The 14,739-nt window shown below is 74.2% G+C and carries 15 protein-coding genes; 9 read left to right on the top strand and 6 right to left on the bottom strand.

Going from position 1 to position 14,739, the window contains the following annotated elements; genetic code table 11:
- Positions 1 to 159 precede the first annotated feature (159 nt).
- The 7 genes from AB0637_RS08405 (at position 160) to AB0637_RS08375 (ending at position 5,889) form a co-directional block, all read left to right on the top strand.
- A complete protein-coding gene (locus AB0637_RS08405; protein WP_366171262.1) occupies positions 160 to 555 on the top strand; it encodes a hypothetical protein in 396 nt (131 codons plus the stop codon).
- A 65-nt stretch (positions 556 to 620) separates the two neighbouring features.
- Entirely contained in the window at positions 621 to 1,691 is a 1,071-nt protein-coding gene (locus tag AB0637_RS08400; RefSeq protein WP_366171260.1) for an Rv2578c family radical SAM protein, read from the top strand.
- Between the two features lie 173 nt (positions 1,692 to 1,864).
- Positions 1,865 to 2,233, top strand: a complete 369-nt coding sequence (locus AB0637_RS08395) for a hypothetical protein (protein WP_366171258.1) — start codon at positions 1,865 to 1,867, stop codon at positions 2,231 to 2,233.
- Between the two features lie 133 nt (positions 2,234 to 2,366).
- On the top strand, positions 2,367 to 2,966 hold the full coding sequence (locus AB0637_RS08390) for a GTP-binding protein (protein WP_366171256.1): 600 nt from the start codon (positions 2,367 to 2,369) through the stop codon (positions 2,964 to 2,966).
- Positions 2,963 to 3,349: a roadblock/LC7 domain-containing protein gene (locus tag AB0637_RS08385; RefSeq protein WP_366171254.1), complete on the top strand. Its 387-nt coding sequence runs from the start codon at positions 2,963 to 2,965 to the stop codon at positions 3,347 to 3,349. The genes AB0637_RS08390 and AB0637_RS08385 overlap by 4 nt, the downstream gene beginning before the upstream one ends.
- A 93-nt stretch (positions 3,350 to 3,442) precedes the next feature.
- Positions 3,443 to 5,239, top strand: a complete 1,797-nt coding sequence (gene aspS / locus AB0637_RS08380; protein WP_366171252.1) for an aspartate--tRNA ligase — start codon at positions 3,443 to 3,445, stop codon at positions 5,237 to 5,239.
- A complete protein-coding gene (locus AB0637_RS08375) occupies positions 5,236 to 5,889 on the top strand; it encodes a phosphatase PAP2 family protein (RefSeq protein ID WP_366171250.1) in 654 nt (217 codons plus the stop codon). Before aspS ends, AB0637_RS08375 begins: the two co-directional genes overlap by 4 nt.
- On the opposite strand, the gene AB0637_RS08370 is transcribed toward AB0637_RS08375, so the two are convergent.
- The 6 genes from AB0637_RS08370 to AB0637_RS08345 all read right to left on the bottom strand — a co-directional run bounded on the left by AB0637_RS08370 (position 5,827) and on the right by AB0637_RS08345 (position 12,675).
- Complete coding sequence (locus AB0637_RS08370) at positions 5,827 to 6,132, bottom strand: hypothetical protein (protein ID WP_366171248.1); 306 nt, start codon at positions 6,130 to 6,132, stop codon at positions 5,827 to 5,829. The two genes, AB0637_RS08375 and AB0637_RS08370, sit on opposite strands and share 63 nt — an antisense overlap.
- A 114-nt stretch (positions 6,133 to 6,246) precedes the next feature.
- Positions 6,247 to 8,349 carry a glycosyltransferase family 39 protein gene (locus AB0637_RS08365; protein ID WP_366171246.1) on the bottom strand — a complete coding sequence of 701 codons (2,103 nt, stop codon included), beginning with the start codon at positions 8,347 to 8,349 and terminating at the stop codon, positions 6,247 to 6,249.
- Positions 8,346 to 9,680, bottom strand: a complete 1,335-nt coding sequence (locus AB0637_RS08360) for a bifunctional glycosyltransferase family 2/GtrA family protein (protein WP_366171244.1) — start codon at positions 9,678 to 9,680, stop codon at positions 8,346 to 8,348. The genes AB0637_RS08365 and AB0637_RS08360 overlap by 4 nt, the downstream gene beginning before the upstream one ends.
- 71 nt (positions 9,681 to 9,751) lie before the next feature.
- Positions 9,752 to 11,248, bottom strand: a complete 1,497-nt coding sequence (locus AB0637_RS08355; RefSeq protein ID WP_366171242.1) for an ATP-binding protein — start codon at positions 11,246 to 11,248, stop codon at positions 9,752 to 9,754.
- Positions 11,249 to 11,285: 37 nt separating this feature from the next.
- A complete protein-coding gene (locus AB0637_RS08350) occupies positions 11,286 to 12,044 on the bottom strand; it encodes a response regulator transcription factor (RefSeq protein ID WP_366171240.1) in 759 nt (252 codons plus the stop codon).
- Positions 12,045 to 12,195: 151 nt separating this feature from the next.
- Positions 12,196 to 12,675, bottom strand: a complete 480-nt coding sequence (locus AB0637_RS08345) for a hypothetical protein (RefSeq protein WP_366171238.1) — start codon at positions 12,673 to 12,675, stop codon at positions 12,196 to 12,198.
- Positions 12,676 to 12,796: 121 nt separating this feature from the next.
- On the opposite strand from AB0637_RS08345, the gene AB0637_RS08340 reads away from it, so the two are divergent.
- Complete coding sequence (locus tag AB0637_RS08340; protein ID WP_366171354.1) at positions 12,797 to 14,149, top strand: replication-associated recombination protein A; 1,353 nt, start codon at positions 12,797 to 12,799, stop codon at positions 14,147 to 14,149.
- On the top strand, positions 14,149 to 14,697 hold the full coding sequence (locus AB0637_RS08335; protein WP_366171236.1) for a type II toxin-antitoxin system PemK/MazF family toxin: 549 nt from the start codon (positions 14,149 to 14,151) through the stop codon (positions 14,695 to 14,697). Before AB0637_RS08340 ends, AB0637_RS08335 begins: the two co-directional genes overlap by 1 nt.
- Positions 14,698 to 14,739 lie beyond the last annotated feature (42 nt).

Below are 14,739 nucleotides of genomic sequence, written 5' to 3'. Positions count from 1 at the left end.
CGGTCGATGCGTGCTCGTGCCGCAGTGGTGCTGGTTCCCCTGCTGCTCCTCGGGGTCGGTTGCTCGTCGACTCCCGAGCGGCGAGCTGACGCAGGGCCGACGACCCCCGCGTCGAGTTCGCCCACGCCGTCGGAGACGGGCCGTCCCCCGCTCCCGGCCGTGCAGCCGCTGCAGTCGGTGGCGCAGTTCTACGCCTCCGCCACCACCGGCGCCGGGAAGCCTCCGGGGGCAGACGGTCCGCCGCTGGTCGACGAGACGCGGGTCGGGCCCGTCACGTACGCCCTCCCCGACGTGCAGGAGGACGCGGCCCTCACCGTCGGCTTCACCTGCGATGCGGACGTGGCGGTGAGCGTCGAGATCGGTGACCTCGGTCAGGCCGGCAGCTACAGCAGCAGCAGCACTGACTGCGCCGGGATCGTCGGGGCGTACACGACGCCGCCGCTGGACCCCGGCCACCTGCCCCGGTCGGTGACGGTGTCAGCACCGGCGGGGGTGCGGGTGTCCTTGGCCGTCTACGGCGTCACCGCGCAGGAGCTGACGCCGTCGGTGTCCTGACGCCACCGCACACGCTCGCCGGTGCGTCGCTTGACGCTCGTTCGAACTCGTGTTCGACTCGCGGGGTGCGGTGGTCTGAGCAGGTGCTGGACGGGTCCGGTCCCGCGGGGCGGGCGGCGCTGCCCGGGATGGCGTCGGTGCGCGGGTTCCTGCGCACGGTCACCACCCCGGAGTTCGCGGGTGTCCGCTTCCACGAGGTCGCCTCGAAGACCGTCCTCAACAGGGTTCCGGCCGACTCGGCGATGCCGTTCCGCTGGACCGTGAACCCCTACCGCGGCTGCACCCACGCGTGCGTCTACTGCTACGCCCGCAACACCCACTCCTACCTCGACCTCGACACCGGCGAGGGTTTCGACCGCGACGTCGTCGTGAAGGTCAACGCCGGGGAGGCGTTGCGGCGCGACCTGTCCCGACCCTCCTGGCGCGGTGAGCACGTCGCCCTCGGCACGAACACCGACCCGTACCAGCGGGCGGAGGGCCGGTACCGGTTGATGCCGGGGATCGTCGACGCCCTCACCAGCACGCGCACCGAGTTCAGCGTCCTGACGAAGGGGACGCTGCTGCGGCGGGACCTGCCGCTGTTCGTCGAGGCGGCCCGGCGGGTGCGCCTGGGGCTCGGCGTCTCCCTCGCGGTGTACGACGACGACCTGCAGCAGGCCCTGGAACCCGGGACGCCCACCGCGGCGGCCCGGCTCGCGCTCGTGCGGGCCGTGCGGGACGCGGACCTGCCGTGCGGGGTCATGCTCGCGCCCGTCCTGCCCTGGCTCACCGACTCCGTGCCCGCGCTCGACGACGCGCTGGCCCGGCTCTCGGCCGCCGGGGCGACGGGGGTGACCGTGCTGCCGCTGCACCTGCGCCCGGGGGCGAAGGAGTGGTTCGCGCAGTGGCTGCGTCGGGAACGCCCCGACCTCGTGGGCCGGTACGCCGAGCTGTACGGCCGCGGGGCCTACGTGCCGGCCGCCTACCGGGAGTTCCTGGCCGACCGGGTGGAGCCGCTGCTGCGCCGGCACGGGTTCGCTCCGGCGGGCAGCGGCACCGTCGTGCGCGGGCAGGAGGGGGAGTTCCCCCTGGGGTCGATGCCGACCCCCGTCGCCGCGCCGCCCCCGGTGGAGCAACCCGCCCTCTTCGACTCTTGACTTCCGCGAAACGCTGTGGTGCAGGCGGTTCGGTGTGGACGCCGGCCCCGGAATCACCCGTCTGGACGACCCTGCGGACGTTCAGACCGGCGCCGTCGGGGCCGATCCAGTAGAGGACAGCACCGGGCGGCGGAACGACCGCGGTCCGCGCCCTCACAACCGGAAGGAAAGACGTGACCAACGTCGACGCCACCCTCAAGGCCTGCCTCGAGATCGACGGCGCCACCGCCGCCGCCCTGGTCGACTACGAGTCGGGCATGTCGCTCGGCCAGGCCGGTGGCGGGGCCCTCGACCTCGACGTCGCCGCCGCCGGCAACACCGACGTCGTCCGCGCCAAGCTCCGCACGATGCAGCGCCTCGGCCTGAACGAGCAGATCGAGGACATCCTCATCACCCTCGGCAGCCAGATCCACCTGATCCGCCTCATCCAGTCCCAGTCCGGCCAGGGCCTGTTCCTCTACCTGGTCCTCAAGAAGGAGTCCTCCAACCTCGCCATGGCGCGTCGCCAGCTGACGATCCTCGAGCGCGACCTGGCCATCTGAGCCGTTCCGCCAGCACCATCCGGTACCACCTGCACCGCACCGTCGGCGGCCGGGCGGACGCACCCGCGTCCGTCCGGCCGCCGCCGTGCGCCGGGCCGCGCCGGCCCCACCCGTCCCCGCCGCCAGGAGCCCCGTGAGCACGCCAGTCCGCAAAGTCGTCGTCACCGGGCCCTTCGGGGCCGGCAAGACCACCTTCGCCGCCACCGTCACGCAGGGGCTGGGCGGCGGGACCCTCACGACCACCGAGACGGGCGTCAGCGACGAGACCGCGGCGCTCAAGGCCTCCACGACGGTCGCCCTCGACCACACGAGCTTCCTCGTCCCGCCGGGACCGGGCAGCGTGTGGGCGGCCACGCGCGTCAACCTCTTCGGCACCCCCGGTCAGGACCGCTTCGCCTTCATGTGGGAGATGCTGGCCCAGAACATGCACGGCTACCTCGTGCTCGTGGACGCCAGCCGGTCCGTGAGCATCGCCCAGGCCGCCGGCATCGTCGCCGCGTTCGCGCGGATCGCCCCGCGCAGCCCGCGGCTCGTCGCGGTCAGCCGCTGGGCCGACCCCGCAGGCACCCGCGACCAGCTCGCCTACCTGCTGGGCACCTCGCCCTCGGCCCTCGTCCCGTGCGACCCCCGCGACCTGGACCAGGCCACCACCGTCCTGCGCCTCCTGCTCGACGGAGTCCACACGCTCGAGAACCTGGGCGTACCGGTCGTTCCCGCTGGAGCAGACGCATGATCGTGAAGCAGCACGCCCTGCGCGTGAGTGGCGCCCTCAAGCGCGACATCGAGGGCCTTCGCCGGATCCTCATCGCCCGCACCGACGGGCTGGCCTTCCACGACGACGGCCCCGAACGCGACCACGAGTCGGCGGCCGCCATCGTCGCGACCGTCCTCGGCATCGCCCAGCGCGCCTCGGCCGCCAACGCGCTCGGCGCGTTCAAGCAGACCACCGTCAAGGGCACCGACGGTTGCCTCGTCGTCTACGGGATCAACGACGGGCACGTGCTGGCCGTGGTGACCGACCCCTCGGTCAACCTCGTGCTCCTCGACCGGCTGGCCCTGCGGCTCGTGGCCGACCTCGCCGGCACCGAGGCGGGTGCGCCGGCCCGCGCCCGCTGAACCCCCGGGACGGAGCCCGGGGGAGTCCCGGCGCGGAGTCCGTAGGATCGTCCGTGCGCACCACCGCGCACTGACGATCGAGAGGACAACCCCGTGCTCCGCACCCACGAGGCCGGCAGCCTGCGCGCCGGTCACGCCGGACAGACCGTGTCGCTCACCGGATGGGTGGCACGTCGTCGGGACCACGGGGGAGTGGCCTTCCTCGACCTGCGCGACGCCTCGGGCGTCGTGCAGGTCGTCGCCCGCGACGAGATCCTCGACGCCGGCGGCGCGCACGACCTGCGCAACGAGTACTGCGTCCGCATCACCGGCGACGTCCGGCTGCGCCCGGAGGGCAACGAGAACACGGCCATCCCCACGGGCGCCGTCGAGGTCGACACCACGACCCTCGAGGTCCTGTCCGAGGCCGCCCCGCTGCCGTTCCAGATCGACGACCACCTCACCGTCGGCGAAGAGGCGCGGTTGAAGTACCGCTACCTCGACCTGCGCCGGACCGGCCCGGCCCTGGCGATCCGGCTGCGCTCGGCCGCGAACCGGGCCGCCCGCGAGGTGCTGGAGCAGAACGCGTTCACCGAGGTCGAGACGCCGACCCTCACGCGGTCCACGCCCGAGGGGGCCCGCGACTTCCTCGTCCCCGCCCGCCTCGCGCCGGGGTCCTGGTACGCGCTGCCGCAGAGCCCGCAGCTGTTCAAGCAGCTCCTCATGGTCGGCGGTGTCGAGCGGTACTACCAGATCGCCCGCTGCTACCGCGACGAGGACTTCCGCGCCGACCGGCAGCCGGAGTTCACCCAGCTCGACATCGAGATGAGCTTCGTCGAGCAGGACGACGTCATCGCGCTCGGCGAGCAGATCGTCGCCGCGCTGTGGAAGCTCGTCGGGTACGACGTGCCGCTGCCGCTGCCGCGCATGACGTACGAGGAGGCCATGCGCCGGTACGGCTCCGACAAGCCCGACCTGCGCTTCGGCATCGAGCTCGTCGAGTGCGCCGAGTTCTTCGCGGACACGAGCTTCCGCGTGTTCCAGTCGCCCTACGTCGGCGCCGTCGTCATGCCCGGCGGGGCCTCCCAGCCGCGCAAGGTCCTCGACGCCTGGCAGGACTGGGCCAAGCAGCGCGGCGCCCGCGGGCTCGCCTACATCCTCGTCGGCGAGGACGGGGAACTGTCCGGGCCCGTCGCGAAGAACCTGTCCGACACCGAGAAGGCCGGCATCGCGGCGCACGTCGGGGCGAACCCCGGCGACTGCATCTTCTTCGCCGCCGGCGCCGTGAACCCCTCGCGGGCGCTGCTGGGCGCGGCGCGCAGCGAGATCGCCCGCCGCACCGGCGCCGTCGACGAGGGCGCCTGGTCGTTCCTGTGGGTCGTCGACGCCCCGATGTTCAAGTCCGCGGCCGAGGACGACGACGTGTCGATCGGCGGTGGCGCCTGGAACGCCGTGCACCACGCGTTCACGGCCCCCAAGCCCGAGGTCGTCGACACGTTCGACACCGACCCCGGTTCCGCGCTGTCCAACGCGTACGACATCGTCTGCAACGGCAACGAGATCGGCGGGGGTTCCCTCCGCATCCACCGCCGCGACGTGCAGGAGCGCGTCTTCGCGGTCATGGGGATCTCCCCCGAGGACGCCCGCGAGAAGTTCGGGTTCCTCCTCGACGCGTTCTCCTTCGGCGCCCCGCCGCACGGCGGGATCGCGTTCGGCTGGGACCGCGTGGTCGCCCTGCTCGCCGGGGCGGAGTCCATCCGCGAGGTCATCGCCTTCCCCAAGTCCGGCGGCGGTTACGACCCGCTGACGGCGGCGCCCGCGCCCATCACGGCGCAGCAGCGCAAGGAGGCCGGCGTCGACGCGAAGCCCGACGCCAAGCCCGACGCTGACGAGGGCCCCGCTCAGGGGTGAGCCGCAGTCTGGGGGCCGCCCTTGCGTGCGCCGTGGCGTTCGTCGCCCTCGCCGTCGTGGTGACGGCGGGGGCGGTGCCCGGCGACGCGGCCGTCTCGGCGGCCGCGGTCGACGCCGCCCGCGCGAGCGCCGGTGCGACCCGGGTCGCCCAGGTGGTCGAGGCCGTCACGCAGCCCGCGTGGGTGTACCTCGCGGGGCTCGTCGGGGTGGTGCTCGCCCACCGGGCGGGTCGACGTCGGCAGGCCGTGGCCGCCCTCGCGGCGGGTGCGCTCGCCTCGGTCGCCTCACCGGCGTTCAAGGCGCTCACCGACCGCGGACGTCCCGCGCTGGAGGCCGGGCTCACGACGGCCCACGGCGGCTCGTTCCCCTCCGGCCACGCCCTGGCCTCCACCACCGTGGTGCTCGCCGCCGTCCTGCTGCTGGCGCCCCCGGGCCGTCGGCGGCTGGTGGCCGTCGTCGGGGCGGTCGAGCTCGCCGTCGTCTCCGTCGACCGCGTCTGGCTGGGGGCGCACTTCCCGAGCGACGTGCTCGGGGCCTGGCTCCTGGCCGGAGCTCTCGTGGGGACGGCCGTGTGGTGGGCCGGGCGTTCAGAGCAGCAGGCTCACCGTCGTCGTGCGCCGGGTGCCACCGGTCTGCCACACCGCCGGTAGGGCTGCGGGGGAGACCGCCACGCTCTCGACCACGGTCCGCGCACCGGTGGGCACGTCACCGCGTGACGTCCCGGGAGGGGCGTCGGCGGCGACGGCCCCGCCCGCGGGGTGCGCGGCGAGCGCCCCCGCCGTCCCCGCGGTGCCGAGGCCAGCGAGCAGGCCGAGCGCCAGGAGGCGGCGGTGCCGTCGGGCCCCGCTCGGAGGGTTCGCCGGGGTCGGGTTGGAGAGGTCTCGCGTCGTCACGGGACGAAGCCTGGACGCCGACGCTGTCCGCGGTCGGTGGGCTCCCTGTGCGTCCACGACGCGACCGGCCCCCGACGTCAGGACGTCGGGGGCCGGTCGCACCGGAGCGTGGGGTCAGGTCGTCGCCGATCCGGCGCCCTGCGTCAGGTCGTACACGGTGGTGCCGTCGACCGTCTGCGCCGTGAAGTTCTCCTCCACCCACGCGGCGATCTGCGCGGCCGTGTCGCTGCCGCCCGTGCGGGTGGAGGCCATCGACCGGCTGACGACGTAGTAGTGGACGTCCCCGGCCGCGACGTACGACTGGAACTGCGCCAGGGTGGGGGCCGGGTCGGTGCCGTTGAACCCGCCGACCGCCATCACCGGGTCCTGGGTCGCGAGCTGGTACCCGGCGGCGTTGTTGGACCCGGTCGTCGCGGCGACCCAGCGGTACTGCGACGCGTCGGCCTCCAGGAGGGCGACCAGCGCGCTGCCGGGTGTCGTCGCCCCCAGCAGTCCGCCGCCGCCACCACGGCCACCGGCGAGACCACCGGCCCTACCGGACCGGGAACGGCCCGTCGTGCCCCAGGGACTCTGCCCCGCCCCCGGGAAACCCGTCCCCGGCTGACCGCCGAACGTCGACCCGGGGGTCCGGCCCTGCGTGAACATCCCGGCGAACGCACCGCCGCCGGGCCCGCCGCGCCCGCCGCCCATCGCGAAGGACCCCGTGGAACTCGGTCCGGCGGCGACGATGGCGCCCGTGTGGGCCGTGGCGGCCGTCTGCCCGGCGTACGACAACGGACCGGCCAGGACGGCGACGGCCGCGGTCACCGCACCCGCCCGGCGCAGCGCCTGCGCGGTCCGCGGGGTCCGAACCACGGCCGCGGCGACGAGCCCGGCGGTCCCGAGCACCCCCGTCACGAGGACGACCCACCGCAGCCACGGCAGGAAGTCGGTGCTGCGCCCCAGCAGGACGAACGCCCAGCCGGCGGTCCCGGCGACGAGCACCGCCAGGAACGGCAGCGCCCAGCGGGAGTTCCGGCGGCGCCAGACGTCGACGGTCCCCAGGGCCGCGAGCGCCGCGACCGCGGGGGCCAGCGCGACGGTGTAGTAGGGGTGGATGATCCCGGACATGAAGCTGAACGCCAGGAACGTGACGACGAGCCAGCCGCTCCAGGCCACGTAGGCGGCCCGGCGGGCGTCGCTGCGCGCTGCGCGCCGCGTGAGGACCAGACCGGTCGCGGCGAGCGCGAACGCCGCCGGCAGCAACCAGGCGATGTTCCCGCCGAACTCGCTGTCGAACATCCGGGCGATGCCCGTCTCGCCCCACCCGTGGCCGGCGCCGACGCTCCCGGTCTCGTCGCCGGTGAGCCGGCCGAACCCGTTGTAGCCGAACGTCAGGGACAGGAACGAGTCGTCCTGCGACCCGCCGACCCAGGGCCGCCAGGAGGCCGGCAGGAGTTCCACGAGGGCCACCCACCAGCCCGCGGAGACGAGGACCGCGGCCGCGGCGAGGAGCAGGTGGCGCACCCGTCGGCCCAGCGGGTGCGGTGCCGACCAGAGGTAGGTCAGACCCAGCCCGGGCAGCACGAGGAACACCTGCAACTGCTTGGTGAGGAACCCGAACCCGATGAACACCCCGGCCCCGACGAGGAACCGCGCGCGGCCGGTGTCGACGGCCTTCAGGGTCGCCCAGGTGGCCGCCACCATGAGCAGCACGAGCAGGGCGTCCGGGTTGTTGAACCGGAACATCAGCACCGCGACGGGCGTGGTGGCCAGCAGGAACCCGGCGATCAACCCGGTCAAGGGGCTCGTGCGGCGACGGACGGTCGCGTACAGCAGCGCCACCGTCGCCACGCCTTCGAGGGCCTGCGGGACGAGGACCGACCACGACGACAACCCGAAGAGGCGCACCGACAACCCGGTGACCCACAGGGCCGCGGGGGGTTTGTCGACGGTGATGGCGTTCGAGGCGTCGGAGGACCCGAAGAACCACGCCTCCCAGGACCGCGAACCGGCCTGGGCGGCGGCCGCGTAGAACGGGTTCGCCCACCCCGAGGCCGACAACCCGACGAGGTAGAGGACGGCCGTGGCCGCCAGCAGCCCGAGCAGGGCGGGCCGGACCCAGCGCGGGTCCTGCGCGCGGCCCCGCCACGCGGTCCTCGTCCAGTGCCGCAACCGGTCCGGCGTGCCGGTACCCGCGCTGCGGGCCCAGCCGAGGGCGTCGGACGTCGAACTCACGCCGCCACCTCCCCGCTGGTGTTCCCTGTCGTCGTGTTCCCCGTCGTCGTGTTCCCCGGCTGGTGGTGCCGGCGGTTGCGGAACACCCACGAGCGCAGCAGGAGGAACCGGACCACCGTCGCGGCGAGGTTCGCCGCGGTCAGGACGGCGAGCTCCACGCCCTGGTGCGCGTCGGGCCGGACGCTGTGCAGCGCGACGAGGCTTCCCGAGGTGATGCCCCAGCCGAGCAGGAAGACGGCGAAACCCTGGGCCTGGTGGCGCGCGGCCCCCTCGCTGCCGCGGACCCCGAACGTCAGCCGCCGGTTGAGGGCGGTGTTTCCCACGGCCGTCACCAGCAGGGCGAGGAAGTTCGCGACCTGGGCGCCGGTGACCTCCTGGAACCCCAGGTAGAGCAGGGCGTACGCGAGCGTGCTCGCGACCCCGACGCCGACGAACCGGGTCAGCTGTCCCGCGAGGGAGGTCGGGACCCCGGCGACCTGCGCGGGTTGCGGCCCGCGGCCCAGACTCGCCCGGACCTCCTTGAGCGGCAGCCGTCCCGAGGCCATCGCCCCCGCGAGCCGCCGGATGCCGCGCAGGTCGGCCAGCGCGGTCGCGACGATGTCGACGGTGCTGTCGGGGTCGTCGACCCAGTCGACGGGGATCTCCTGGATGCGCAGACCGGCTCGTTCGGCCAGGACGAGCACCTCGGTGTCGAAGAACCAGCCGGTGTCCTCGACGAGCGGCAGGAGCTGCGCGGCCACGTCGGCGCGGATCGCCTTGAAACCGCACTGGGCGTCGGTGAAGCGGACGCGCAACGTGCCGTGCAGCAGGAGGTTGTAGCAGCGGGAGATGACCTCGCGCTTGGCGCCGCGGACGACGTGCGCGCCGCGGGCGAGCCGGGAGCCGATCGCCACGTCGGAGTGCCCGGACAGCAACCCCGCCACGAGCGGCAGCAGCGCGGCGAGGTCGGTCGACAGGTCGACGTCCATGTAGGCCAGCACCCGGGCGTCGGAGGCCGACCAGACCTGCTTGAGCGCGCGGCCGCGACCCTTCTCCTCGAGCCGGACGTGCACGACGTCACCGAGTTCGTCCGCCAGGGCGGCCGCGACCTGGGGGGTCGCGTCGGTGCTGGCGTTGTCGGCGACGGTGATGCGGGTGCGGAAGGGGAAGGTCGCCAGGTGCGCGTGCAACCGGCGAACGCAGGGCTCGAGGTCGACCTCCTCGTTGAAGACCGGGACCACGACGTCCAGGACGGGGGCGGTGCTGGAGGACGTCCAGACGTCGGCGGCCGGGCGCGGGGCCGGCGGCCGCAGCGGGGTGAGCTCCGTGGGTCCGGAGGTGGTCGCTGTCATGTCCCCACCGTCGGCCGGGGACCTCCGCCCCGGGTGAGGTGGCGCTGTGGTCGCCCTGTGAGGGTGGGCGTTCACGCCGTCGGCAGCGTGACGCGGAACGCCGTGCGGCCCGGACGGCTGTCGACGCTCACGGCGCCGTGGTGGGAGGTGACGACGGCCTGGACGATCGCCAGGCCCAGCCCCGTGCTGCCCGCGGCGCGGGACCGGGAGGAGTCGCCGCGGGCGAAGCGCTCGAAGACGTTCGGCAGCAGGTCCGCCGGGATCCCGGGACCGTCGTCGACGACGTCGACGTGGGCCCGCGCGCCGTCGGTCACGATCCCGACCGTCACGGTCGTCCCGGGCGGGGTGTGGGTGCGGGCGTTGGCGAGCAGGTTCGTCAGCACCTGGTGCAACCGGCCGGGGTCGCCGACGACCTCGACGGCCTCCTCGGGCAGGTCCAGGCGCCAGGTGTGGTCGCGGCCCGCGACCTGGGCGTCGCTCACGGCGTCCAGGACGGTCATCGTGAGGTCGACGTGTTCGCGGTCCAGGGGGCGCCCGGAGTCCAGTCGCGCGAGCAGCAGCAGGTCCTCGACCAGGCCCGTCATGCGCACGGCCTCCGACTCCACGCGACCGAGGGCGTGCCGGAGGTCCTCGGGCACCTCCCCACCGCTGCGGCGGGTCAGCTCGGCGTAGCCGCGGATGGCGGCCAGCGGCGTGCGCAGCTCGTGGGAGGCGTCCGCCACGAACTGCCGGACGCGCTGCTCGGAGGCGTGCCGCGCCTCCAGCGCCGACCCGACGTTGTCGAGCATCCGGTTGAGCGCCGCGCCGACCTTGCCGACCTCGGTCGTCTCGTCGGTGTCCGGGACGCGCAGCGTCAGGTCCACCTCGCCGCGGTCGAGCTCGAGTTCGGAGACGCGGGCCGCGGTCGTCGCGACCCGTTGCAGCGGAGCGAGGTCGCGGCGCACGAGGAGCGAGCCGGCCACCGCGGCGAGGGCGACCCCGCCGAGCACGGCCGCGGCCTCCACGCCGACGACCGTGAGCAGGGTGCGGTTGACGTCCGCGAGGGGGACACCGGAGACCCGCACGACCCCGTCGCCGACGACCGTGGCCTCCAGGAGGTACCGGCCGAGCCCCGGGAGGTCACGGCGGTGGGTCCCGCCCGGGGTGATCGTCGACAGGTCCGCCGTCTGCGCCGTCGTCAGGGACCGGATGCAGGAGAAGTCTGGGTTGGACCGGCTGACGTCCAGGACGCCGGAGGGTCCGGTGAGCTGGCCCGACACGAAGACGGCGTTGAGCGAGCCGTCGATCTGACCGGGACCACCGAAACCGGAGCCGTCACCGCAGACGTCCGGCACCGACTCCGGAGGCCGACGCTGCTGGGAGCCCTCGTCCCCGTCCCGGTTGGAGAACCGTGACGTCAGGTGCGCCGTCTGCTGCAACCTGTCCTCGGCCTGGTGCATGAGCGACAGGTACAACGCCACCGTGGTCACGACCCCGATGACGAGGGCGACGGCGACGAGGAGTGCGCTGGTCGTCAGGACCAGGCGGCTGCGCAGCGACCGGCTGCGCAGCCGGGAGGAGGGGACCACCGGTGGTTCAGCTCCTCCGAGGTGTCGTGCGGGTGGGTCAGCTGGCCGCGGCGACGACGCCGTCGGCGGGCTTGAGGACGTACCCCGCACCGCGGACGGTGTGGATCATCGGGTTGCGGCCGGCGTCCAGCTTGCGGCGCAGGTAGGAGATGTAGAGCTCGACGATGTTCGCCTGGCCCCCGAAGTCGTAGTTCCAGACGCGGTCGAGGATCTGCGCCTTGGACAGCACGCGGCGCGGGTTGCGCATGAGGTAACGGAGCAGCTCGAACTCGGTGGCCGTGAGGCGGATCTCCTCACCGGCGCGGGTCACCTCGTGGCTGTCCTCGTCGAGGACGAGGTCGCCGACCGAGAGGACGGGCTCCTGCTTGGCGGCCGCGAGGCCGGAGCGGCGCAGGAGGCTGCGCAGCCGGGCCACGACCTCCTCGAGGCTGAACGGCTTGGTGACGTAGTCGTCGCCGCCCGCGGTCAGGCCGTTGACGCGGTCCTCGACGGCGTCCTTGGCCGTGAGGAACAGGACGGGGACGTCGGTCGCGTCGGCGCGCAGGCGGCGCAGGACCTCGAGGCCGTCGATGTCCGGCAGCATGATGTCGAGGATCACGGCGTCGGGACGGAAGGTGCGGGCGGCGCGGACCGCCTCCAGACCGTTGGCGGCCGTCTGCACCTCCCACCCCTCGTAGCGCAGGGTCATGCTGAGCAGTTCGGACAGGGTCGACTCGTCGTCGACGACGAGGACCCGCAGCGCGGTCCCGTCGGGGCGGGTGAGGTCCGAACGCCGGGAGGTGGTGGTCGCGGTCATGGATCCATCGTGGGACTCGTCCCTGCCAGATGTCCTGGGAAACCCTGAGTTCAACCTGTGTGTGCTCACTGGACATGGCCACCGGTGGCCCAGCGTCACCTGGTACCTCAGCAGGAGTGATAGGCGCCGGTGATGGCCCCGGGTCCCGGAATCACGACGCGGCCAGCTCGCCGTCGGGCAGCGCGCGCACCAGGTCGAGGACGCGCTGGACGGCGGGGCGGGCCGGTGACGTCGAGCACGCCACGGCGGCCTGCGCGCAGGCGCCGCGCAGGTCCTCGACCCAGCGCAGGGCGGTGGTGTCCAGGGCCGTGACCGCGGCGACGTCGAGGTGGACGCGCCGGACGCGCTGGGGTCCGCCGTCGCGCACCGTGCTGCGCACGAACGCGAGCGCCAGCCCGAGGTCGGAGGCCAGCGCCGGGTCCACGTCCCCGGCCAGCACGACGTCCAGCCGGTCGCCCTCGCGGCGCGTCGTCACGTGCGCAGGGGTCGGGGGGTGCTCGGCCGCCGCGCCCGCGTCGGCCAGGAGCGGGAGCTCGGCGCCGTGCAGGGTGCCCGCCCCGGCGACATGCACGACGCGGACGTGCGGGGACGCAGTGGTGGGGACCGGAGGAGTGTCGGTGGTCTGGTGCATGTCGTCACTCTCGGTGCCGTTCGTGGGTGCGAGCGCGGACGGAGCTGTGGTTGAGCTGCGTGGTCGGGCGCCGGGGGACCCCGGTGTCGTCGGGAGCACGTACGGTGCCCCGGTGGCCGACCTGTTCACCTCCGACGACGACACCGGCACCGGCGACCGCCGCCCCCGCGTGCTGGCCGGCGCGCCGCTCGCGGTCCGCATGCGCCCGCGCTCGATCGACGAGGTCGTCGGGCAGCAGCACCTGCTCGGCCCGGGGTCCCCGCTGCGCCGGCTCGCCACCGACGGCGACCTCGGCCGGGCCGGGCCCGCCTCGGTCATCCTCTGGGGCCCGCCCGGGACGGGGAAGACGACGCTGGCGACCGTCATCGCCTCCTCCGGCGGCCGGAAGTTCGCCGAGCTCTCGGCCGTCACGGCGGGCGTGAAGGACGTGCGGACGGTCGTCGAGGGCGCCCGCACCGACCGCGACCTCTACGGCCGCCAGACCGTCCTCTTCCTCGACGAGATCCACCGCTTCACCAAGGCCCAGCAGGACGCGCTGCTGCCCGGGGTGGAGAACCGCTGGGTCGTGCTCGTCGCGGCGACCACGGAGAACCCGAACTTCTCGGTCGTCACACCGCTGCTGTCCCGGTCGCTGCTGCTGACGTTGCAGCCGCTGACGGCCGACGACGTGCGCGGGCTGGTGCGCCGCGCCATCGAGGACCCGCGCGGGCTCGCGGGGGAGGTGCGCGTCGAGGACGACGCCCTCGAGCACCTCGTCCGGGTGGCCGACGGTGACGCCCGGCGTGCGCTGACGGCGCTGGAGGCGGCTGCCGGCGCAGCCCTCGACGGCGACGGGGACGCGGTCATCACCCTCGCCGACGCCGAGCGGGCGCTGGACCGGGCCGCGGTCCGCTACGACCGGCAGGGCGACCAGCACTACGACGTGGCCAGCGCGTTCATCAAGTCGATGCGCGGTTCCGACGTCGACGCCGCGCTGCACTACCTCGCCCGCATGATCGAGGCGGGGGAGGACCCCCGGTTCATCGCCCGGCGCATCGTCATCGCCGCCAGCGAGGACGTCGGCATGGCCGACCCGTCGGCCTTGCAGACCGCGGTCGCAGCCCTGCACGCCGTCGCCCAGATCGGGATGCCGGAGGCGCGGATCATCCTGGCGCAGGCGGTGGTCCACAACGCGACCGCACCGAAGTCCAACGCGGCCTACAACGGCATCAACGCCGCCATCGCCGACGTCCGGGCCGGTCTCGGCGGGTCCGTCCCGCCCCACCTGCGGGACGCGCACTACTCCGGGGCGGGCAAGCTCGGCCACGGCAAGGGGTACGTCTACACGCACGACGTGCCCGCGGGTGTGGCCGAGCAGCAGTACGCCCCGGACGCCCTCGTCGGCAAGGACTACTACGTCCCGACCGACCGCGGCTACGAGGCCAACGTGCGGGAACGGCTCGCCCGGCTGCGCCGGATCATCAGGGGGCGTTGATGTTCGAGAGGCTCCTGCGGGCCGGGGTCCGCGCGCTCACCCGCGAGCTGCAACGGCAGCTCGCCGCTCCGCGGACCGTCCCGCCCACCCCCGAGCACGCCCCCGACCGGCCACGCCCCCGCCGGGGGCGCGGCGCCCGCGACGCCGGCACCGGGCGCGTCCGGCTCGAGTACGTCCCGCGCGCCGACGGCCGCCCCGACCCCGGCGAGGTCGTCTGGGCGTGGGTCCCCTACGAGGAGCACGACGGCCGCGGCAAGGACCGCCCCGTCCTGGTCGTCGGCCGCGACGGCGCCGAGCTCGTCGCCTTCATGATGACGAGCAAGGACCACGTCGGGCCGGACCGGTCCGCCGGTGACCGCGGTGCCGACGGGAGGGTCTGGGTCGACGTCGGCACCGGCGCCTGGGACCGGCAGGGCCGCCCCAGCGAGGTCCGCCTCGACCGGGTCCTGCGGGTCTCCCCCCGGGACGTCCGCCGCGAGGGCGCCGCCCTGGACCGCGCCCGGTTCGAGGAGGTCGCCGAGCGGGCCTGCCAGCTGCACGGCTGGTGAGGGGGGCCTGGACCCCGGACGGGTAGGGTCGACGGTCGTACG

This window comes from Kineococcus sp. NPDC059986 (assembly GCF_040702905.1).
In the GTDB taxonomy this organism is placed as follows: Bacteria; Actinomycetota; Actinomycetes; order Actinomycetales; family Kineococcaceae; genus Kineococcus.
This window is presented reverse-complemented; position numbering and strand designations above follow the sequence as displayed.

Coding starts and splice junctions, on each gene's coding strand:
- AB0637_RS08350 (WP_366171240.1), bottom strand. CDS start 12,044: ATGACCGCGACCACCACCTCCCGGCGTTCGGACCTCACCCGCCCCGAC.
- AB0637_RS08345 (WP_366171238.1), bottom strand. CDS start 12,675: ATGCACCAGACCACCGACACTCCTCCGGTCCCCACCACTGCGTCCCCG.
- AB0637_RS08360 (WP_366171244.1), bottom strand. CDS start 9,680: ATGACAGCGACCACCTCCGGACCCACGGAGCTCACCCCGCTGCGGCCG.
- AB0637_RS08335 (WP_366171236.1), top strand. CDS start 14,149: ATGTTCGAGAGGCTCCTGCGGGCCGGGGTCCGCGCGCTCACCCGCGAG.
- AB0637_RS08385 (WP_366171254.1), top strand. CDS start 2,963: ATGATCGTGAAGCAGCACGCCCTGCGCGTGAGTGGCGCCCTCAAGCGC.